Consider the following 23,591-nt stretch of genomic DNA (forward strand, 5'->3'; position numbering starts at 1 on the left):
TTCATAAGGGTTGGGAACTTGCCTACAGTTACATTTTTTTAAAACGTGGTATTATTTTAATAGGACTTCCGAAGATAAACCCGCTTTCTTGTAATAAATCTTGTATTTGTCAGTGAGACAGGGACGAGTATCACCGGAAATCAGCCCCCGGCAGGTAAGTTTTGTTTAATAAATTGGCAGCGAGACTGTAAAATTTGTCTGCCCCGGTACAGAATCTACAGCAATTGTGCCTTCGTGTTTTTCCACAATTTTTCTCACAATATCCAGTCCCAAACCGCTACCTTCGCCCGCAGATTTAGTCGTAAAAAAGGGCTGAAAAATTTTGGGAATAACTTCTGGGGGAATGCCTTTGCCGTTATCAGTAAATTTGAGGAAAATATTGGCCTCTTGCTGCCGAGTTTCAATCGTCAAAATACCTTTATAATCCATTGCTTGCAGGGCATTATGAAGGAGATTCGTCCAAACTTGATTTAAATCATCGGGATAGCACATAATTTCGGGTAAATCTCCATAATTTTTAACTACTTCTATACCGTGTTTAAGTTGATTTTGATAAAGGGTTAACACCGTTTCAATGCCATCGTGCAAGTTCGCCTGGACTTTTTCTGGTTTGCTATCAAAATGAGCGTAAGTTTTTAGGGCAAATACTACTTTCCCCGACTTCGCTGTTGCTCTTTGGATCAGGCTAATACTTTTTTTAAAGCTCGCAAACTGGTAAGCACTATTTAAAACCACTTCCCAATCCGGCGATTTAAAAAGTGGCAAGAACTCTTCTATTTTTTCATAAATTTCCATGTCAACTAAAGTATCCGCAATTTCCTCGGAGTTTTCCACAAATTCTGCCATCAACTCCCCCGTCAACTGCTGCTTAAATTTCCGCTTCTCTCTGCTCGTAAATAAAGTTTCTTGATCTGTAGTTCTGTAGAGTAAATTAAAAAAATAACCTTGGTTTTCGTGAGAAAATTCTTGAAAAATTTTAGGAAAGTTTTGTAAAAACTCATCCGAAAAATTAGCTATATTATTGATAGAGGAACCTATAATGCCTAGGGGGGTATTAATTTCGTGGGCAATGCCGGCAATTAGTTGTCCGAGAGCGGCCATTTTTTCCGATTGAATCAAATGCTCTTGGGTGGCTTGGAGTTGGTGCAGCGCCGTTGCTAAATCTTGATTTTTTTCTTGCAAAGTTTGTTGCAGGGAACAAATTTTTAAATGAGTTTCTATCCGGGCTAAAACTTCTTCAACCTGAAACGGTTTAGTGATAAAGTCTACTCCTCCAACTGCAAAGGCTTTAACTTTATCCAGCACGTCATTAATCGCACTAATAAAAATAACAGGAATGTCTTTGGTAATTTCAGAAGCTTTGAGTTCCTGGCAAACTTGATAGCCGTCCATCTCTGGCATCATAATATCCAGCAGCACTAGATCCGGGGGTATTTTTTGAGCAGCAGACAATGCTAGCTTGCCATTGGGTACGGGGCGAACTTGATAGCCTTTTTCGCTCAAAATTCCTGCCAGCAGCCGCAGATTTTCTGGCGTATCGTCCACTACTAAAATATTAGCTCGATTGGTTTTAGGTGAAGTTGAAGTCATCGGGTATTTACTGTTTCTCGCTGAGTTCGATTATGTTCAAAATTCTGTCATATTCAAAATTATTAATGCAATCTTGAAGCTTGCCCGCAAGAGAGAGATTGACAGTGCCGATTTGTGCGATCGAAGTTGCGATCGCCTCCATGTCCACACTCAAAATACTTTGCTTGAATTGGGCCATCCAGTCTGGAGAAAGAGAGGCGAAAGCCTCCGGTGTCAGCACCTCCTGAGTTGACTCCTCTACACCTGTGGCACTTACTGCGGGTGGATCTTCATAAATATAGCGTACTCCTAAATGTTTTCCCATTGCCACAAAGATATCCTCCTCTCGGAACGGTTTCCGCATAAAATCATCGCAACCCGCCGAAAGAATCACCGCCCGTTCTTCCTCCAAAACGCTAGCAGTTAGGGCCACGATCGCCGTTGCTTGCCCGCCAGTTGTAGTTTTAATCTGTTTCGTTGCCTCGTAGCCGTCCATGACAGGCATTCTCATGTCCATCCAAATCAGATGCGGTTCCCACTCCATAAAAATATCAACCGCTTCTTTACCGTTATTCGCTTCTCTCAACTCAAATCCGAGTGGACTGAGAAGTTTTACCAACAGTTGGCGGTTCAAAGGTTTGTCGTCCACAATTAGCAAGCGATAACTCGGCTGATTCGGTTCGAGGGCAACAACTCGACGTTGAGTTTTTTTGCTTTCAATATCACTAGCTTCAACCAGATGAACTTGGATCTCAAACTGAAATACTGCACCCTTTCCGATCTCGCTGCTAACAGTAATTTCACCTCCCATTAATTGCACGAATTGGCGGCTAATAGCTAAACCTAAACCCGTTCCTTCCTGAGAATCTTTACCTGTTTTCGTCTGCACGAATGCTTCAAACAACTGATTAATTTCCTCAGCAGCAATGCCTGCACCAGTATCTTGAACTTCAAAATGCAGCCAGTAGCTGCCGGGCAATTGGTCAGTGCTGTTTTTATGTATATTCCGCCTTCCTGCTTTGACTTGCACCGACACTCCCCCTTCTGAAGTAAATTTAATTGCATTATTGAGCAAATTAATTAAGACTTGCCGCAATTTAACTTCATCAGTACAAATGTAATGGGGAACTTCTGCGTCTCTATCGAAGATTAATTGCAAACCTTTTTGCTCAGCTTTGAGACCAAACATATCTTCTAAATCGTCGATGAGTTGGTACAAGTCGAAGCTTTTTTCATTAATCGTCGTGCGTCCGGCTTCGATTTTTGACAAGTCTAAAACTTGGTTAATTAAAGCCAGTAAATGTTCGCCACTCCGCAAGATAATTCCGACATCTTCTTGATTTTCCTGAGACAACGTTTTACTGCGGATCATGACTTGAGCAAAGCCGATAACCGCGTTCAGGGGCGATCGCAATTCGTGGCTCATATTGGCGAGAAAGGTACTCTTAGCTTTGTTTGCAGCTTCGGCCGCTTCTTTTGCCTGCTGCATTTTGATTTCCGCTTGTTTGTTATCAGTAATGTCTTTAATAAAACCTTCGTAGTAAAGTAGATTTCCTGCTTCATCGCAGACAGCGCGACAATTTTCGGAAATCCAGATTATACTGCCATCTTTACGGTAGATTTCCGATTCAAAGTTTGATAGTATCCCGTACTCGTTTATCAGCGCTGCAAATTCGTCGCGGCGGTTCGGTTTCACGTAAAGCTGGTTATTGAAATTCGGCTGTGCTGCTATTAAATCTGCCGGCGAGTCGTAACCATAGATGTTAGCTAAAGCGGGGTTAGCGCTGATGTATTTCCCGTTAATAGCAGTTTGAAAAATTCCATTCAAAGCATTTTCATAAATGTTGCGGTACTTTTCTTCTGCTTCCCGGAGGGCAGTTTCTGCTTTTTGGCGATCGGTAATATCACTAGAAATAGACAAAAAACAAGCTTCTCCCTCAATATCGATGGTTTCTATAGACAGCAGTGCCGTTCTTTCTGTACCATTTTTATTGCGAAACCTCAGCTCATAATTGTGAATAGCCGTCTTGTTTTTTAACATTTGAATCATGCGATCGCGCTCTCCCAAACTCGCCCAGAAATTGAGTTCTACCGCTGTTTTTCCAATAATTTCTTCGTGACTGTAGCCCATCATTCGACAAAAGCTCTCATTGGCTTCTATGTGGCGACCATCGGTGATTCTAGTCAGGGTAATCGCATTAGGACTTAAACGAAAAGCTTTAGAAAACTTTTCTTGTGCCTTGGCAAGATCGGCGGTACGTTCGGCAACTTGCACTGCTAAATTGTCGTTGTATTCCCTTAATAATTTTTCGGCTAGTTTGCGTTCTGTAATATCTTGAAAAGCACACATTCCGTAAATAATATTTCCTTGGGCGTCGTAAATAGGAGTTCCCGAAATTTGCATGGGAACAGTTTGGCCAGCCGAGGAGATTTCAATGTCATCAACAGTTACACTTTTGCCCTGCAAAGCATTTAACATTGGGTCGCGTTCCGCCGGATAAATTTCCTGAGTTCCAGCTAAATAAGCTCCGTAGGATTGGCGCAAATTTTCGGCATCTGCTTCCACAATTCCTTGACCTAAAAGCTGCTTTCCTATAGGATTAATGTAGTGAGGTTGACCATTTGGCTCTGCAATAAAAATGCCTAGCGGTACTGCATTGAGAAATTGTTTAACTCGGTTTTCGCTTTCCGATAGAGAAGTAAATGAATGCTGCAATTGCTCGGCCATGCTGTTAAAAGCAGTCGCAAGTTCTCCGAGTTCATCTTGGCGATTTAGAGTGAGCTTTGTATCCCATTCATTCCGCGCCAAAGCTTTCGCCGCCGCATTCAATCTTAAAATCGGCTGCACCACCCATTTAGCAGTAAGAATCCCCAGAATTGTCGCCCCGATCAAAGCTGCAACCGATAGCCAAAAAGTCGTGCGCGTATTGGCGTTAATTTGCTCCATAAAGTCGGATTCTGGCACAACTACTACAATCAGCCAATCCAACCCTCGATCATCTTTAAAAGGAGCTACCTGAATAAAATTTCGTTTGCCGTCAACATCAAAAGTAAGTTGTTGAGAATTATTGATTTTAACTAAGCTATCGTAGGATTTATCTAAATGCTGTGCGGTTTCTCGAATTACCGGATTCTCGCTTTCTGAAGCTTTGATGCGTCTGGTTTCTTTACCTTCCACCACGAATTCTGGACTCGACGTTGAAGTGGCAATTAACATCCCCGATCGCTCCATGACAAAAGTTTGTCCCGATTTGCCAATTTTCAGGCTAACGAGAAATTCTTTGATTCGGGAAAACAGCAAATCGCTGCCAGCTACTCCTAACAAGTTTCCAGCATCGTCGTAGATAGGCAAAGCAGCAGTAATTGCCAGTTCCCTAGTCAAAAAATCTGTATAAATTTGACTCCAAATAGGTTTTTTTGCCGCTGCTGCTGCTATGTACCAAGGGCGAACTCGCGGGTCGTAAATATCGGGTGAAAGTTCCACTAATTGAACGCGGCTTCCCTGAGAGTCCGCAGTATATCGAGCTAATTTATTGCCAGTAGAGTTGTCGGCAGCCGATATCAAAATCCGTTCTTGAGTGCGGATTGCTCCCGAGTGTTCTCCATTTTCTTTGCCTGTGTAAATGATGCTGATAGAATCAAAATATTGAATTTGTTCGAGGAAATGATGTTCGAGTTTTTGCTTTTCTTCTAGGTTCAACTGCCCCAATTTTATGCCTTGAACGTTCAGGTGATTGACAATGTGGGGAATTGACATATAATTTTCCATGCGGTCTTTGATGCGATCGCTAATTTCTCCTCGCAACTGAGCGGCAACATCGTTGACTGCCCGCTGACCGTTTTGGAAAGATAGCCAACCTACAACTCCTACGGTGCCGACAATTTGCACTAAAAAAGGAACCACTAGCACCGTTTGTAATGGAGCTTTGCCGATAAATTTTGTAGCCAAACGATTGAGGGGTTTAGGAAACATATTCATCTTAAGAGGAATTAAAATTTGCAGTTGAAATTAGTAGATTTTATAATCTGAGAGCGAAAGACCAGCGAGTAATATCAAATCCGGTTTATTACTCATTATCAAATTGTTTGAACTCGATCTTTAAGAGTTTTTAGGACTTCCGTTCTCACTAAGGATCGTCGATTAAATAACTTCGTAGGTTGGGCCCGTGGAACGGGCCCAACCTACAAAAAATGCAAGTTATTTAATTCTCATTCCTAAGTCGAAATCATCTTATGTATTGCACCATTCTCAATAAGCTTTTTATGAACAGGCTTTCCGGCCTGTTCCACAATAAAATTCACTTTTTGGGGAACAGGCCGGAAAGCCTGTTAAGCGAGAATGGTGCAACATCTCAGTTTTAACAAACAGTAGCTAACAAGAACTCCGCCCAAAAACCTGCATTTACCTGCGATTCAACTCCATCCTTTCGCCGTAACGTAAAAGCATATCCAAACTCTCCAAACGATTTTGCCAAGTTTGCACTTGATAGCTATTTTCGGCAGAATGCAAGCGCATCGAAGATTGAAATTGAGATTGAAAACTCCCCAACAATCTTTTAGCAGTTGCTAAAGTTTCTCTAGAAGGATTTGCCGCCAACTTGCTCAAAGCTTGCGCCAATTCATCCGCTCGACTTTGCAAAACTTTCAGTTCAGATTCCGACACCCGCAACTGATTGTTAGCCAACAAAAAACTCCATTCCTGCTTGAGAGCAGTATACCGCGAAGCCGCCGCCGCAAACGGCTGTCGGTAAGGAATGGGCTCCGCTGCAGAAGTGGAACGCACTGGCGTGCCTTGAGTGCGGTTAAAAAACCCCTGCATCCCGCTGCTGATACTTTCCACCGCAAAAATAGCATAGCCCCCTGTCGGCAAATCGCGCAAAGCTTGAATTTGGTCGATCGCCACAACTTCCGGGAGAGTCAACAACTTAACCGAAGGAGAAATCAAAGCCGAACCGATCATTTGTTCATTTACCAGCGGTTCGGTGATGCGCTGAAGTCGGTTAGTATCCAAAGCATAAGTCATCGGCACAATCAAATCTACAATGCCCTGACGAGCCCAAACTTCCCAATTTTGCTGAATTTTGTAAATCCGCTGACTTTCCGGGTGCGGAAACACCGCCACCGACAGAATAGTGCGCGGATAATTCTGTCGCAAAAGCTGAGAAACTTCAGCTACAAAACTATTAATTTGATGAGTTTTAAACTCAACCCACTGCCGCCACAAACTGCCGTTCCTAGGCGAAATATTCACCGGATCTGCACCAGTCAACTGCCTAAATTGCTGCCTCGCCGCAATACCGTAACCGTAAGTAAAATTCGCATTATCATCCTGAAAAGGATAGCGAATATAGTCTAATTGCACCCCATCTACTTTGTAGTTGTTGGCAATTTCACTGACAATTCGCAGCAAATAATTACGCGCTTCCGGATTCGCCGGATCGAGATAAAATTTACCATCGTTAGGATTTTGCGTGCGTCCTTTATTGTCAATATTTGCCCACTGTGGATGAGCGGAAAGCACCGGGCCTGGATAAGAACTAGGCTGGCCAATTAAAGTATTGTGGCGCTTATTTCCTGTGGCAAAAACCCAAACCCAAGCGTGCAGTTCCATGCCTCGCTCGTGGGCTAATTTAACCGCAGATGCCAGCGGGTCCCAGCCAACTGTTAGGGGGTTTTGTTGCGGTGCAACTTGACTCGGATAAATCGTATATCCGGCATTCAAAGTTTCAAAGAAAACGGTATTGATACCGGCGGCGGCGAGTCGATCGAACACTGCGGCCAAACCCTGTTCAGATCGCGCTGCGACGATCGTCCCGCGATCGAGCCAAACCGCCCGAATTTCCGCCCCAACCCGCTGTCCTTCCTTCGGGTAATTTTGCCACAGCAACTGCCGCGCTTCCACCCACTGCTTTCTAGCCTCCGCGTAGTTTTGCTGTTGCAGGAGTTGGTCAAAAGTTTGCAAAACCTGCCGCGCTTGGGCGATCGCCCGTACCCTGATCGCTTGTAGAACAGGGGGGCGACTGGCTGCCGGGCCGCCACCCCCCTGTTCTGCAGCCACCAGTTGAGGGGAGGTAGCAGCATTGAGATTGATGGCGGTGTTGGCTGAATTAGATGCTGTCAGGGCGCTTTCAAACCGGCCCAGGAGGTTGGTGAGTTCTTGGCGCATCAAGTACGCTTCAATGCTGACGATCGGCTTATTGGAATTTACCTGCACGTCCAAACCCGCCGGCGCCGACTGATCCGAAGGATCTGTAAAAGTTGCAGGAACTGAATCGGGAAGCGAGGGAGAGGGAGAAAGTCGGCTCAGCGGGGTACTACGCGGCAAACTAGGGCTGTTTCTAGTGACTCTTGAGGGGGGATTTGGCAGTGGGAGCGATGCAGCAGTGGGCGGCGCTACAGGCTGCGAAGCGATTGTGCCTCCCCAGCGGGCGATCGAGGCTTGCAGCCAAGCCTTATCTAGATTTCCCGAACCGTCGCTACCCCAGCGCCAGCCGAGATAGGTAGCGCGATCCGTGGCGATGGCTGCGGAGGAACCGGAACTATCTTTCCAAGTAGCAATAGTTTGACTGTTTGCATCAGCCGGAATCAAGACACCGCCTTGGACTGAGGCATTTTTTTGTTCTGGTGGCATCCAACTGCTAGAAGTAGTGCAAGCCAGATCCCGACAGCGGTTGCGGGGTTGCGGGGTTGCGGGTTGGGTTAACGGAAAAGCCCAATAGGCCCCAAGGAGCGATCGCAAAGATTGGCGCACCAAGGCAGGGGAACTGCGGCCGACGGGGCCCGAAGCAATCAAGCGGCCGCCCTGGGATGCCCAAGCTTGTAAAACTTTAATTTGCGCCGGAGTCAAAGTTTCAATGTTGGGCAAAAACAGCACGTTAACGCCTGCTAAGTCCGCCAAATTTTTGATTTCTTCGAGATTGATTGGTTTGTAAGCAATGCCACTTTCCCAGAGGCGGGTGGTAATCTTCACCCAATCAGGAGAATTCTCGGAACTGCGAACAACGCCCAGAACTACTTCTGCGAAACTCGGAGAGGGAAATAGGATGAAGAGATTGAGTAATGTACTCGCTAGAGTTCCAATTAAGACTCTTTGCAAGAAAGTGAAAAAGCGAATTTTTTTAGCCTGGGAGCAGGCATCAGGCATTTGATGAGGCTTTTTGATTTGTTGCATCATAAATATGAGAATTACCCAGCGCACCGCTAGACAAAAATTCAATAACAATTAAGAGCGATCGATCCGCACCATACAATTTTCTATCCTGCCCTGCAACCTGAATCAGGAAAAAGTGCGATCGAGCGATTTTAGATTTTAGATTTTGGATTTTAGATTTTGGATTTGCGATTTGGGATTTTAGATTTAAATCTGGATCTATTCCTCATGACTGTTGACTGGTGACTGTTTGGACATTTGAACTATACCGATTGGACATTTGAACAATACCGATGCCACCGGAAACGATTTTAGATTAAAACCTGGGTGCATTTGGGTTGAAAAACCAAAAATACAATTTAGATGCCGCACAGCTTACAGCCAACAGCCAACAGCCAACAGCCAACAGTCAACAGTCAACAGTCAACACTTTTCTAAGTTGCAGCTTCATTCACCGGGAATCTATCGATTAACTGCATCGCCCGACAAGCATTCCTCCGCAAAGCATCCGAAACATGAGGAACATGAGGAATCTGAGACAAGAAATCCAAAGTCCGGCGCAAAATCCGCACCACATCCCCTTCATCCAAACTCGTATGGCTAATCAGTTCCAGCCATTCAACACCCAGAGCCCACTGTTCGACCAAAGTCACTAAATCCCGTTCCAGCCAAATCGGGATCGCAGCTTCGTGGCGGTACTGCACTTGAAACAATCGGCGGCGCAGGCCTTTTTGTAGATTGTCCAAAGGTGCCAAAACTTCCGGCGACAGCGAGTAGTGAGTCCAACTGTCGGGCCGAGAAACTTCTGTAACTAAGGCCGCGCAAGCAGCAGCGAGGTGGTGGGGGTCGAGTTCGTCAAACTCGGCAGACATCAGGGACAAACCCAGCCACAGTTCGTTATCGCCGCGAATGGCGGCGCAAGCTTGGCCCAAGACTGTGGGCACCAACCTGTCGGAGGAGTCATCTCGGTTTCCAGTTGCCGAAACTACTCTTTCCAAGCAGCCGAAATTCAGCAAGATGTCGATTAAGTTGAGAAATTGCTCCCAGTAGCGAGCTCGCTGCTTTTCTAAGTCTTGTTCGCTTTTGCGGATTTCTTTTTTCAATTCTTCCCGGCGGCGCTGGCGTTTGAGCAAAGTACCGGGATTGCCCCATTCTAGAACCGGGTGAATTTCTAGCTTAGCTTCTAGGGCTGCGATTTTTTGCTGTTGCTCGATCGCCTCTGGGCTCGGTTCTGGTGTCGGCAATTGTGGGATCGATGCAGCAATTGAAGCAGTTTCTTCAGTTCCCAAGCGGCACTGGCCGAGTCTCAGGGGCATTTCCGGCGGCGGGTTCAAGGTATCTGCAACGCTCAAGCGGGGTAATTCGGCGTGCAGGCTAGCGACATCGCTAATGGCGACGACATACCAACGGTTATCTTTGCCCAAGCACACCAAATTTGGTGCTTGGCCAGAACCTGCGATTTTGGCAACCAATACGGCGGGTACAGGAGTTGTGTGCGATCGTTTGGCTGTCGGAACGTGCTTACCTTTGAGGCTCAGAACCGTGCCGAGCACTGCAAAAGCCACAGCTACGGACATCTCCTTAAATCTGGCTTCTTCAGCTTGCTGCAAGAGAATTTTGAGCAAACGTTTGTCTTCTTTGAGTCTTGCCTGCAATTTTTCGTAATGGGCGAGCTCTTTTTCCAGGGTGGAGACATTTCCTCCGGCCGCCAGGGACTGTTCAAGCACCGCCAATTCTGTTTGCAGCCGATCTAATTCTGATTGCTGCGGCTGCAAGTACAAGGTAGACAGGTATTGACCAAAACTTCGCTCTACCAACTCTTGAGCTTCGTCGAGAGTGTGTGTTTGCAGCAAATTCAGCACCATGCCGTAGCTGGGCGTAAACTGACTGGCGAGGGGGTCGGCTTTGGCTGTTGCCAAATAAGAGGCTTCTTTTGCGCCTTCAAAGCGCGTCTGAACTGCGACAACGTGCCCCAGCTTGTCCATGCCCCGCCGACCAGCCCGACCGGCCATTTGCAGGAATTCTGAAGCGTTTAGCAGTCGGTGTCCCTTGTCGGTGCGCTTGGACAGGGTGGAAATAACTGTGGTGCGCGCGGGCATATTAATCCCGGCTGCTAGGGTTTCGGTGGCAAATACGACTTTAATCAAACCTCTGCCAAAGAGTTCTTCTACTAAACCTTTCCAAGCGGGCAAAATGCCTGCGTGGTGGGCGGCGATGCCTTTTAAAAGTGCTTCTTTTTGACCGAAGCGTTCTGCTTCTGGGTTTCGCTGTAAAAAATCGTCAATGATGCGTTTGAGTTCGGCTGTTTCGGCTTCGTTAACCAGGGAGAAATTGCCGACTTCTGCTACTGCTTGGTCGCACCCGCGACGGCTGAAGATGAAGTAAATTGCTGGTAGCATATCTCGATCGTCCAACCGGGCCAAAACATCGGTCAAACTCGGAGTGGGGATGCTGCCTCTTTCTACTTTTTGCTGCTTCTTTTTGGGGACTAACCGAACATTCGCTCTTTTGCCGGTCTCGTCTAGCAGGGGAAATATCCCTTTTTGGTTGGCGAAGTGGAATTGCAGCGGCACTGGCCGAAAGTCTGAGTAGACGAGCTCTGTGGGCCCGTGGACTTTGTTAATCCAGTCTGTGAGTTGCTCGCTATTGGCAACGGTTGCTGAGAGGGCGAGAAGTTGAATTTCGCTCGAACAGTAGATGATCGATTCTTCCCAGACTGTACCGCGCTGGCGATCGTTCATGTAGTGACACTCGTCGAGTACCACGGTTTCGACTCCGGTGAGGGAAGTGCCGACTTCTCCGATCGGCGTACCGTAGAGCATATTCCGAAATATTTCGGTAGTCATCACCAAAATCGGCGCATCTCGATTGACGGAGATGTCGCCCGTCAGCAAACCTACGTTGTCGTCTCCAAATTGACTGCGGAAGTCGCGCAGCTTTTGGTTAGAGAGTGCTTTGAGGGGAGTGGTATAGAAGACGCGCCGCCCTCTGGAGAGTGCTTGATGGATGGCGTATTCCCCGATTAACGTTTTCCCAGAGCCTGTGGGAGCGCACACGACAACGGATTTACCTGCATCAAGGGCGGCGATCGCCTCTCTCTGAAAGTTATCTAGCTCGAAGGGAAATATGGTCTTCAGATCCAGCTCTGGGCGGTTCTGGGCAGTGTCTGGCACAAGGATTATTATAAGGTTGCAGGGTAAGTATGCTTAAATCTTGCTGAAAGCAAGTCAGCAGAGGACTGTATTGATTTTAGACCAACGCCCGCAAATCGGCTATTAAGGAATAAGTCTGTTGGCAGTTGGCAGTTGGCAGTTGACAGTTGACAGAAGAAATTTTTGCCTTCTTCCCTCTTCCCTCTTCCTTCTTCCTTCTTCCTTCTTCCCTCTTCCTTCTTCCTTCTCTATGATTCCTGTTATTTCGACTATTCCTGTGGTGCAGCTTGCTTCGGGCGATCGGCTTTCACTGCAAGTCTATCAGTTCCAAGGTGCGATTCCCGGCAAAAAAGCTTATCTCCAATCTAACCTCCACGGCGCTGAGATTAGCGGTAATGCTGTGATTTACCAATTAATTGAGTTTTTAATGTCTTTGGACAGCAGTCAGTTAAGCGGCGAAATTTTGCTAGTTCCTGTTTGTAATCCTGTGGGTGTCAGTCAGCGATCACACCATTTTTCCCCTGGTCGCTACAATCTGTATGATGGGGTAAATTGGAACCGGATTTTCTGGGATTTTGAAAAACAAGGGGAAGATATTCTGGGTTTTGCTAAGTCTCACATCCATCTCGATGCCAATACTGTCAAAGTTAATTACAGAAAAGCGATTGCTTTGAGTTTTGCCAAAGAGTTGGAAAAAATTAACGCTCCTAGTTGCCGCCCCTACAGCGAACTTTACCGATATCAGCTACAATCTTTGTGTTTGGATGCTGACTACGTGCTGGACTTGCACAGTTCTACGAATCAAAGTTTAGATTACCTTTACTGTTTTAATTCCCGCGAGGAGAGTGCGAAAGCTTTTTTGCTCGATCGGGCAATCTTGATGGACGAGTACGACGGCGATGCTTTTGACGAGGCGTTTCTCAAGCCTTGGCTGGCTTTGGAGAAGATTTTTGCCCAGTTGGGAAGTGCGCTCAAATTTGACGTGGAAGCTTGGACTTTAGAATTAGGTTCGGGGATGGAAATGAATCCCCAGTCGGTGGCGAATGGCTTGCGGGGCATCAAAAATTACTTAGCAAGTAAGGGTTTATTGAAACTAGATGGATTTCCTCTCCCGGAAACTGCGAATCATCCAGTTATTTTTACCCCCAAGAAGTCGGTAATAAAATACTACGCGCCGGCGGGCGGGATGATTCAAAATCGAGTGCAATTGGGGAGTTATGTCAAAAAGGGCGATCGCCTTTATCAAATTCTCAGCTTTAATAAGAATGGGGAATTTCCGAGTTTGGTTGATGTTTGTGCTGAGTCGGATGTTTTCATTTTTGATGTTTCGATTAATCAGTCAGTAAATCAAGGAGAGTACGTGTTGTCTGTGATGGCAGATTGAGAATACCAATCAACCCGGTTTCTTCAATAAACCGGGTTTCTGAAAACCTATTGGTAGTCGAACCATAATTTACGATATACTATTTAATAGGGCTTGTTTAAATTTCGCTGCACTTTTATAATAAATTTCAGGATTGTCAATTAAAGCGCGATCGATAACTGTGGCTAGCGGTTGAGGAATCGCAGAAGTGCGATCGCGCACAGGAACCGCATCATTTTGCAACACCGCCAAAAACGGGTCTTGATCCTGCAAATTGCGCGGGGAATATCCCGTTATCATCCCATACAAACAAGCCACTCTATGTGGGATTATAGAAACTTTTACTCCCCCCCCTTAGCAAGGGGCTAACTCTTACTCCCCCCCTTAGCAAGGGGGGGCTGGGGGGGGTAAAACACCCAATGTTCTCAACGATTTAATCTAATCTACCCTTCTAACTCTTACTCCCCCCTTAGCAAGGGCTGGGGGGGGGGAAACACCCGATCTTTTCAGCGATTTAATCCCCTCTACAATAACCTCTAAAACCCATCCAAATTATGATAAATATCCTCATTAGTAAATCTCAAAAATTTAATCCTTGCCGACTCAATAAAGGCCAGCCTTTCTGCATCATATTCTACAGCGCCATCCACAAAATGGCTGTCACCATCAACTTCTAGTGCTAACTTGATTTCCGGTGAGTAGAAATCTAGCACAAATGCTGCTACACTATATTGTCTGCGAAATTTACAATTCTCAAGCCGTCTGTTTCTAATGTGTTCCCATAGTCGCTTCTCAGCTTCTGTCATTTCTGTGCGAAGCTTCTGTCGCTTGAATTTTTCTGAGTTTCTGTTGTAGAGTTTTGTCATTGTTATATATAGCAATCCTAAATGATTATCAAGACTATGATACAATTATATGCAATACTCGATCGTGAATAAAAAGATGAATAACTTAAAACTGCCCCTCAAAGATATGGAAAAGGAAATAACTCAATTAGAATCTTTTATTAAAAGTGATATCGATGCAAGAGAACTTAAACGAGCAATAGCTGTAAGGATGGCTGTCGAAGGCAAGTTCTACCATGAAATTAGCAAAATTCTCGGTGTAAGTGAATTTTTTGTTGGTCATTGGAAAAAACAATTTCAAACCAAAGGCATCGAAGGAATCAAGCTAGGGCATAAAGGGTCAAAAGGGTATTTAACAGCTCTACAAAAGACTGAAGTAATTGAGTGGCTAAAGAATAAAGAATATTGGAATTTAGATGAGCTGGTTACTTATGTAGAGCGAGAGTTTGGTGTGATCTATAAATCAAAACAGAGTTACTATGAACTTTTCGATCGGGCGAAAATTAGTTGGAAAAAAACTCAAAAAATCAATCCTAAATTTGATGAAGAACTGGTAAAAAAAAAGACGGAAGAAATTAACAATATTTTATTCAAAAACAAGGCTGGCATAGAATCCGGGCAAATAATAGTATTATTTATAGATGAATGTCATCTACTTCATGGCGATCTGACTGGTTATGTTTGGGGTCAATCAAAAATCAGAATTGAAGTCCCAATTACCAATGAAAAAGATAGACAAACTTATTTTGGCGCACTCAATTATCAAAGCAAAGAATTCCATGTTCAGAGCCATCCATCTGGGGATGGAAAATCAACAGTTAAATTTATAAAATACTTACAAGACAAATATAAAAATCGCAAGATTATCTTGATTTGGGATGGAGCCAGTTATCATAAATATGGCGAATTTAGAGATTTTTTATTAGAAGTAAATGCTGACAAAGAGCCTGATGAGTGGTCAATTACTTGTATTTTATTTGCTCCAAATGCTCCCCAACAAAATCCCGTTGAAGATATTTGGTTACAGGCTAAAAACTTTTTAAGAAAGTATTGGTATTTATGTAGGTCTTTTAAGATTGTAAAATTTTTGTTTGAATTTTTTACTAACGAACATAAATTTGATTTCCCCAAAATACATAAATATAATTGCACGGAAAAAATTAATTAGGATTGCTCTAGGTCTAGAAAATGATTTAGGAGTGCTATAGGATTTTTTTGTTGGTCTTATGGTTTTTTAACCCCCCCAACCCCCCCTTGCTAAGGGGGGGCTAAGAGTTTTTTGAGTTTGTTGGGTGGTGGTACGGTTTATGGTTGAATGAAGATACCGATCGCATTATGAACTCTCGCAGCAGTTGACGGAGGTCGATCGAGCAAACTACCTCCCAAATACAAACTCGTCGAACTTCCCCCATCCAAATTTAAAGCCTCCACAGCACCCATTTGCTGCAATATCTGCGCCAGTTCTGCGAAATTTGGCCCGGCCCCGCCCGCGCGATTGTGCACGGCTACAATCAGCAAATTCCCCGCCGCAGTTCGCCCGATCGCACTTCTAATTGCTGTCTGTCTAACATAGGCATCGCTAAACCCTTCCGCCCTAGCATCCAGCACAACTTGACTGTTTTGTACCAACACCGGCCCGCCGCCGAGAATGTACGGAAAACGGTTGAAATCAGCAGGAAAAGTGTTAGTTTCTAAACGCAATAAAGTGCCGATAGAGAGTTCAGATGCAGGGAACAAATCGGCACGCAAAGCTAAAATATAACCGTTAGCTGGAATGGGAAAACTGGTTGTTCCCGGCGCACCTCCGGGGGATTGGCTGACAACTCGATTGCCCACAACTGTCACAACTATTTCATTGCCAGACAACGGAGTATAAGTTGTTCCCCAATCAGGAGTGTAGCGACCGATTCCCGGTTGTACGTAGGCACTATTGAGATGAGAAACAGGCAAAAATTGATTTGCCGGAGTTATCAAAGTTTCTTGCAAAGTTAAACGATCGATCGCAAATTCTCCCCGATCGTTCCATGCGATCGCCCCCCGGTTCAAAATCGGCCCGGAAAGCCATTTATTGTCCCGCCGAATTGCCCCTAAAGCTAACCGATTTATCCGATTGAAAAACCCTGCATTAATCGCCGCAGCCGCACCCGAAACTTCTGCTGTTTGCAATAAAGGTGCAGTGCCTTGATCGGCAGGCGGATTGCTGAGAATTGGTCGAATTTTCACACCCGCTTGACGCGGATTAACTTCTAACCAAACTACCGGAAAACGATCGGTTCCTAAATTTTGATACTGCTGCCGCCACTGCACACCGGGCGCCCAAACAATGTTTTTTTCTACTAACGAATCTGGCCGAATGTCGATAACTAATCGATTGGGATTTCCCAGGCTGAAAACTTGCGGCCGCCAACCTAAAGGAATCTTCACTTTGACTTTGGTTTGAGCGCCGTCAGGTTCGACTTTTAGTGATAGCAATTGTTGGCTGGTTTGAAAAGTTTCCTGAAGTAACGCCGGATCGACTTTAGCATCGATCGCGATCGACCATTCTTGACCGGCGATCGGCGCTGCGGGCCTTATTTGCAGCGGGAGAGTGGGTTTGGTCGGGTCGTCTGGTGTTTCGAGGTTTGGCGCTGTGCGGAGGTTTGGCAGTGGGAGAGCGGGCTTTGTGGGGTCGTCCGGGGGGTTGGGTGTGGGTGTCGGCGACGGGATTGGTTTATCGACAAAGTTGACTTGCCAGGGAGTTGGTCGATCGAGATCTACTACAATGCGATCGCCCGATTCTATTTCTGCTTGCCGAATTCCGGTAACACTTGCAGTTTGAGACGTAATTTTGAGAATATTTCCATCAGCAGATATCTCCCAGCCGGCAAGTCTAGCAAAATCGGTAACATCTAAGTAACGATACGCGCCTGTTGCCCAGGTTGCTAAGCTTTGAGCGTCGGTTAAAGATACCGAAAACCACTGCACTGCTTGTTTGGCACTGTCGGCGCTGCTGAGCAAATCCACTCCCGCACTTTGCATCAATCCAACATCAGCAATCCAAGTTCGGAAATTCCCAGAAGTGCTGTTTGCCGGCTGCTGAGTCCAAGTTAGTGGGAGAATGCGGCCGTTTAGAGAAACTTGGCGGCCTTGTTTGATTCTGGAATCTGGCGGTAGGGATTGAGTCAAAAACTTATATTCCGACAGGGAATGAATTCCCTGTCTCATAGCTGAAGTCCTCTCAAGAGAACTATATGTCAATATTTCAGTCGGTTTCAACCGACTTTCGCTATCAGCCAGGGAATTCATTCCCTGGCGGGAGCTCGAAGCATGAATCAGCCCAGCCCTGTCCCCCTCTTGTGCTCTTGCGGGTTGATTCCAAAACAAAGATGGGGCGATCGCCAGTACAGGTAAAATAGAGACTGACAATATTAGACGCCAATAGAAAAAATTACGTTTCACAGCTTACAACTCACAATTTCACTTCTAAACGCATGGGGATTTAGAAACCCGGAAAATCCGTATGTCTCTTCTTACTAAATACGATATTTTTGGCGATCGCGCTAATTGCGCTCAAGCCCTACTACGAACTGCTCACGCAGGAAGAGAAATCACAAACTCCGAACCCTGCCCCAGACAAGAATTGACTACTAATGTACCTCCATGTTTTTCCACAACAATTTGGCGGGCTATAGATAATCCTAATCCAGTTCCTTGACCCACAGACTTGGTGGTGAATAAGTGGTTAAAGATGTTTTCCTTGACTTCAGCCAACATCCCCACTCCATTATCCTTAATGCGAATGAAAACCTGATTGTTGTCTTCGCTCAGAATAGTTTGAACCGTAATTTGATTAGGTAGGGCTTTAATTTCACTAAAACTCCGCCCCTTATTTGACTCCTCCAGAGCGTCAATGGCATTAGCCAGCACATTCATAAATACCTGGTTTAACTGTCCGGGAAAGCATTTTATGAGGGGTAAGTTACCATAATCTCTCACAACTTCAATGGCAGGGCGGAATTCGCTGGCTTTTAAACGGTGCTTGAGAATTAGCAGAGTGCTTTCAAGTCCATCGTGAATATTGAAAGCAACTGGTCGATCGCTATCTGCCCTAGAAAACGTTCTCAGACTTGTACTGATATTGCGGATGCGATCGACTCCCTCATTCATTGAGCTAATCAATTTCGGCAAATCTTCTCGCAAATACTCCAAGTCCATCTCCTCAATTTCTGATTCAATTTCCACTCCCGGATTGGGAAATTTTTCTTGATACAAGTCAATCAAGTGGAATAAATCCCCCACGTATTCTTGAGCGGGTTGCAAATTGCCAGCGATAAAGCCTACGGGATTGTTAATTTCGTGGGCTACTCCTGCGACTAAATTTCCGAGAGCAGACATTTTCTCACCCTGCACCAATTGCAGTTGCATCTGTTGAAGATTGTGGATAGAGGACTCTAGTTTTTGGGCATAATCCTGAGATTGTTGATAAAGCTGTTGAGATTGCTGATATAAGCGGGCGTTTTCCAGCGAGATGGCAGCTTGGGAGCAGAGGATGTTGAGGAGGGCGACGCGATCGCTCGTAAATGCTCCCGTTGCTAGATTATTTTCTAGATATAAAATGCCCATCAACTTCCCTTGATGCAAAATCGGGCTACACAAGATACTTTTGGGCTGCTGACGGATGATATAGGGGTCATTGGCTAAGCTCGCATCGGCACTTGCATCAACTATTACAGCAGTTTGCTTGTCATGCTTGACTTTGTAAATCAGTCTGTGGGGAATGTCCTGGCTATCTTCAATGGGAATACGCTGCAAGACAACTGGCTTTGAACCTGTGGTAATTGACGCTTTGATTAACAGGCGCGAGTCTCGCAAGAGCATGAACACGCATTTATCAGCCCCCGCATTTTCGATGACGATCCTCATCAACGATGAAAGTAGATTTTCCAGTTCGATTTCACCGGAAATAGTATGAGAAGCTTTGAGAATAGTAGCTAAATCTAAAGCCACAGAAACACTACTACTGGATGTGGCCGAACTGGTGGAGGTGACATTACCCCATGTTAAGAGAGTTTCGTGAGCGAAGAGAGGAGAAAGGGTTTGCTCTAATATAGGTGTAAGTAGTTGAGGATAGCGAGCTTCTAAGTCAGCGACTTTGGCTTTTGCACCCCAACGAGCGTAGGCATAGTAGGCTTGGATCATGTATTCCCCAGCTATGCGCTCTTTGCCCCAATCTAGGTAGAACTTTGCTGCCAGTTCGTTAGCAAGTGCTTCTTCTTGGATATATTCGTTGGCTTTGGCTCCAGAAATTGCCTGGTCGTAAAACTCAATTGCTTTGGCTTTTTGTCCGAACACTCTACTTGTTTCCGCCTCTACCAAATCAACCTTATGTTGAGAATTCATGGGTGCATAAGACGCCCATTGCTGTAACTTGGTTTGGTTTTCTATTACACCCTGCAATGCTTCTGATGCTTCATCTAACTGCGGATTTAATTGTGCCAAAGTTAGCAGAGAATCATAAAGATAAAATACTGGTTCGGTGACTAATCCCGCACCAGCCATAAAATAGCGCCTGACTTCAATAGCATGATTTTTAGCTGGCTCAATTTCTCCAAACAAGAAACAAAGCATTAGTTTATACAAATGGAAAATATACAATCCATATCCATCTTTGGCAGACTCTAGCTGCTGGAGAAATTCTGTTTCTTCAAGGGCTTTCCCAGACAAAAGGGTGGTATGTTCTGCAAGACCTAGCAAATTTAAAACAGGTTGCCAATAAATCCGGCAATAATTTGCGGTTGTCAATTGATTTAATTGCATCAAGCTATGGCAGTAGGCGCTAATATCCTGCTCTAAGGTAGCCAGGGATTGATTACACCAAAAAGAATGGAGACAAAAACCGTGGCCATTGTACCCAGCAAGTACCAAGTTTCCAAATTCTATGGCAGTGGTGTAACCTTCTTGCAAGAGTGGTAGTGTTTCTTGAATGTGAGAGTTGCGGTGTACAATAAACAACCCCAAGAGCATCAAAACCTCTGTTTTACTTGCTTTGGCATCGAGTTTTGAGATAATCTGGAGTGCCAGAGAACCAAACTGTGTTCCTGTATCCACGACTTGGAAGAAATTGCAGAGAATATTGCCATAGTTCGCATAGCCGAAAGCAGAAGTCGATGTGTTACCGTACTGAATTGATAGTTTAACCGACAAAGTATTCAGCAATGGGTACAGCGCAGAGCCAGTGAGGTAAGCTGCTGGGCTGATGATATTGACAATTTTAAGAGTACCGAGTTTTTCTGCATCTGTCATTTCAGGCAAGTGAACCAAATCAGCGATTTCCCGATCTCCAATGAGTTCCTCAATCTGTTGGATTTCCTCTTGAATATCTGATGGTGTCGGTGTTTCAGGAAAGGTGACACCAAGCTGTTGTAAGACTTGTTGGCCGATCGCGATCGCTGATGTCAGTTTACTTTGGGAAATATGAGATTGAATTCTGATGCAGTAAACATTGACTTTTTCAGGTAAGGAGCGTGCCTGTTGAATGACAATATCAATGAACTGTTCCATCGCCTCAAAGTTACCGTTTAGCATTGCTATTTCCGCAGCTAATTCATATAAGGCGATGGTCATTTCATACTGCTGCTGCCAAGTAGTTTCTTCCAACAATGACAATCCCACTGTCGCATATTCACGCGCTGCTTGATAGGCGGTTGAAGTTTTAGCTTTGCGACAGGCAATTAAATTGAGTTGAGCTAATTCTTCTCGTTCTGTTGGTTGGGTAATTAAAACAGTTCCGTGATTTAATTGATTGACGATTTCAAAAATACGGTCAACTCTAGCTTGTGTGGAAATCTGTTGCAGCAGCAGTTGTCCGATTTGGTAATGAGTCGCCTGTTTTTGGTCATCAGGAATCAGGGAATAGGCAGCTTGTTGGACGCGATCGTGTAAAAACTTGTATTTGGGTAATTGGTCATGGGTAATTGGTAATTGGTCAGATTTCTTGTCATTACCGATTACTAATTCGCTATTCCCTTCTGCTTGATAAAACTTGTAAATTTCACTAATGGGTAAAATTAATCCTTCTTGCAGCGCCTTCCATAAAGCTGTTGCGGTTTCTACTGGCGAATTTTCATCAACAATTGCTAACGTCGCCAAATCGAACTGATTGCCAATACAAGCAGCTAACTTTAAAATTTCCTGTGTCCTGGTTGGCAACTTTCGCAACTGAAGTGCCATGAATTCTACTACATCATCCGTTAGTGCCAAGGTTCGCACTAGAGCAATATCGCACTGCCAATACCGAGCTGCAAAATTAAATTCAATTAGCCCATCTTCATGCAAAGATTTGAGGAATTGTGTGCTAAAAAATGGATTGCCTAGGGTTTTCTGATAAACGAGTTCTGTCAAAGGCAGAGCCAATGCTGTAGAACAAACTAGAGTATCGGCCACTAAACTATTTACGTCGGCTCGATCGAGGGGAGCTAAGGTAATAGTATTCACCTTGGCTGCGGTTTTTTGAATCTCTGCTAAGGTCAGCATCAATGGATGCGCTGGAAATACTTCGTTATCCCGATAAGCTCCTATTAATAAGAGATAGCAGTTATCGGTAGCGCTCATCAGCAGTTGAATTAATTTTAATGATGCTGAGTCTGCCCATTGCAAATCGTCCAAGAAAATTACTAAAGGATGTTCTTTTCTTGTGAATAATTGAATGAATTTTTCAAACAACAAATTGAAGCGATTTTGACCGGCAATGCCAGAAAGTTCGGGGACTGGCGCTTGCTGTCCGATAATCCGTTCTAGTTCGGGAATTACTTCAACTATCGCTTGAGCGCTATCGCCCAAAGCTGCCAGAATTTCCGATTTCCATTGTTCAACTTGAGCATCTGTTTCCGATAGCAATTGTCCCATTAAATCGCGAAAAGCTTGGACAAATGCACTAAAGGGTAGGTTGCGTTGGAATTGGTCGAATTTGCCTTTAATAAAGTAGCCTCGCTGTCTGACAATTGGTTTGTGAACTTCGTTGACGACGGCGGTTTTGCCAATGCCAGAGAAACCAGCCACCAGAATCATTTCGGCGCTTCCTGCACTCACGCGCTCGAAGGCGGATAGCAGGGAGAATACTTCGCTTTCTCTACCGTATAATTTTTCGGGGATGATGAAGCGATCGCACAAATCTCGCTCCCCTATGGTAAAGTTAGTTAGTGTCCCTGTCTCTTGCCACTGAGATAAACAAGTTTCCAAATCGTACTTGAGTCCGATCGCACTTTGATAGCGAGCTTCAGCATTCTTCGCCATCAGTTTGCTGACAATCTCAGACAGCACCAATGGAACGTTCTGGTTGACTATTGAGGCTGGGATAGGCTGCTTGGCAAGGTGACAGTGTACCAAATCCATTGCATCGTCTGTTTGAAATGGTAACTTTCCTGTTAGTAATTCGTAGAATGTGACTCCTAGGGAGTAGAAATCTGTGCGGTAATCAATGCCCCGATTCATCCGGCCAGTTTGTTCTGGAGATATGTAGGGTAAAGTGCCTTCGAGGACGTTGGGATTGTGAATTTCTTGGGTTTCGCGAGGTAGCAGTGAGGCGATGCTGAAGTCAATCAGCTTGACTTCTTTGCTGGTGGGGTTAATTAGAATGTTGGCGGGTTTGAGGTCTTTATGGATGACGTGGTGGTGATAAAGTCCGTCAAGGGCGTTGGCAATTTGAATTGCAATCGGAAGAAATTCGTTAACGGGCAAGCCTTCTACAGGTTCCTTGCTAGCTGCTGCTAGACTAGCGAGGTAGCTACTTAAGGAAATTCCGCCAAAGTCTTCCATCACCAGAGCATAGTGGTTATGGTAAGTCTCCAGACTGTATGCCTTAACACTGCCAGGAATCTCTAAGTTTTTAGCAATGATGTACTGGTTGCGGAAATGAACGAGTTCGTTGAAGCGGGGAAAGTCATTTCGCAGCAGTTTGATTGCGACTGGCTGCCCATTTGAACACCGAAAGCCACGATAAACTAGAGTTCGATTTCCTGCGTATATTTGCTCGTTAATGTGATATCCGAGAAAAAGATTTGTGATATTAGTCATACCTACGTATTCCTACTGCTTTTTTAAAGCCTGAAGCTTCTTAGATTTAATATCTAATATTGTGGCTCTATCTGGCGCAATATTCATTTAATTACATTTTTCTTAACATATTTTCGAGACCGAATTATGAAATAATGATTTTCCAAGCGAGACTTGAATGTTTTATGTGATATCTGTTTATAATGTAGTTGCAAGCAATTAAAAATAACTTAGATAACGCTGATTTGACGACATCACTTCAGAGAATAGGAGCTTAAGAACTTAGTTAATAGGCGTGGCATAATTAGGGGGCAATTTTTGACATTCTCGTCCCTAAAGAGATTGAGATTGAGATTGTTGATTCAAAAAGGCGGCGCTGGGTTTACCAGATACTCCACAAGATGTCAGAAATCCTGGAAATAGCTTTCATTGATGAGTAACAAAAGTTTGTGGGTAAAAAAAATACAAATTAGAGTTATGGA

Annotated in this window: 10 protein-coding genes; 2 read left to right on the forward strand and 8 right to left on the reverse strand. The window is 44.7% G+C overall.

Going from position 1 to position 23,591, the window contains the following annotated elements; genetic code table 11:
* Positions 1-165: 165 nt before the first annotated feature.
* The 4 genes from QUA43_RS01440 to QUA43_RS01455 form a co-directional block, all read right to left on the reverse strand.
* Positions 166-1,590, reverse strand: coding sequence for a response regulator (locus QUA43_RS01440; RefSeq protein WP_333370394.1), 1,425 nt, complete (start codon positions 1,588-1,590; stop codon positions 166-168).
* 7 nt (positions 1,591-1,597) lie between these two features.
* The gene (locus QUA43_RS01445) at positions 1,598-5,542 is read right to left on the reverse strand and encodes a PAS domain S-box protein (RefSeq protein WP_333370396.1); all 3,945 of its coding nucleotides are present in this window, start codon (positions 5,540-5,542) and stop codon (positions 1,598-1,600) included.
* A gap of 429 nt (positions 5,543-5,971) precedes the next feature.
* A complete protein-coding gene (locus QUA43_RS01450) occupies positions 5,972-8,713 on the reverse strand; it encodes a family 10 glycosylhydrolase (protein WP_445301939.1) in 2,742 nt (913 codons plus the stop codon).
* 440 nt (positions 8,714-9,153) lie between these two features.
* Complete coding sequence (locus QUA43_RS01455) at positions 9,154-11,892, reverse strand: DEAD/DEAH box helicase (RefSeq protein ID WP_333370400.1); 2,739 nt, start codon at positions 11,890-11,892, stop codon at positions 9,154-9,156.
* 229 nt (positions 11,893-12,121) lie between these two features.
* Between QUA43_RS01455 and QUA43_RS01460 the strand changes: the two genes are divergently transcribed.
* Positions 12,122-13,255 (forward strand): succinylglutamate desuccinylase/aspartoacylase family protein, encoded by a 1,134-nt coding sequence (locus tag QUA43_RS01460; protein ID WP_333370403.1) that lies wholly within the window; start codon positions 12,122-12,124, stop codon positions 13,253-13,255.
* Between the two features lie 69 nt (positions 13,256-13,324).
* On the opposite strand, the gene QUA43_RS01465 is transcribed toward QUA43_RS01460, so the two are convergent.
* A complete protein-coding gene (locus QUA43_RS01465) occupies positions 13,325-13,507 on the reverse strand; it encodes a hypothetical protein (RefSeq protein ID WP_333370404.1) in 183 nt (60 codons plus the stop codon).
* A gap of 263 nt (positions 13,508-13,770) precedes the next feature.
* On the reverse strand, positions 13,771-14,100 hold the full coding sequence (locus QUA43_RS01470; protein ID WP_333370406.1) for an endonuclease domain-containing protein: 330 nt from the start codon (positions 14,098-14,100) through the stop codon (positions 13,771-13,773).
* Between the two features lie 76 nt (positions 14,101-14,176).
* Between QUA43_RS01470 and QUA43_RS01475 the strand changes: the two genes are divergently transcribed.
* Positions 14,177-15,247: an IS630 family transposase gene (locus QUA43_RS01475; RefSeq protein ID WP_333370408.1), complete on the forward strand. Its 1,071-nt coding sequence runs from the start codon at positions 14,177-14,179 to the stop codon at positions 15,245-15,247.
* Between the two features lie 137 nt (positions 15,248-15,384).
* Here the strand turns inward: QUA43_RS01475 and QUA43_RS01480 are convergent, their stop codons facing one another.
* Positions 15,385-17,484 (reverse strand): phosphodiester glycosidase family protein, encoded by a 2,100-nt coding sequence (locus QUA43_RS01480; RefSeq protein ID WP_333370410.1) that lies wholly within the window; start codon positions 17,482-17,484, stop codon positions 15,385-15,387.
* A 165-nt stretch (positions 17,485-17,649) separates the two neighbouring features.
* Complete coding sequence (locus tag QUA43_RS01485) at positions 17,650-23,130, reverse strand: AAA family ATPase (RefSeq protein ID WP_333370413.1); 5,481 nt, start codon at positions 23,128-23,130, stop codon at positions 17,650-17,652.
* Positions 23,131-23,591: the final 461 nt, after the last annotated feature.

Origin of the sequence: Microcoleus sp. N9_B4 (genome assembly GCF_036701635.1) — a bacterium.
In the GTDB taxonomy this organism is placed as follows: domain Bacteria; phylum Cyanobacteriota; class Cyanobacteriia; order Cyanobacteriales; family Microcoleaceae; genus Microcoleus.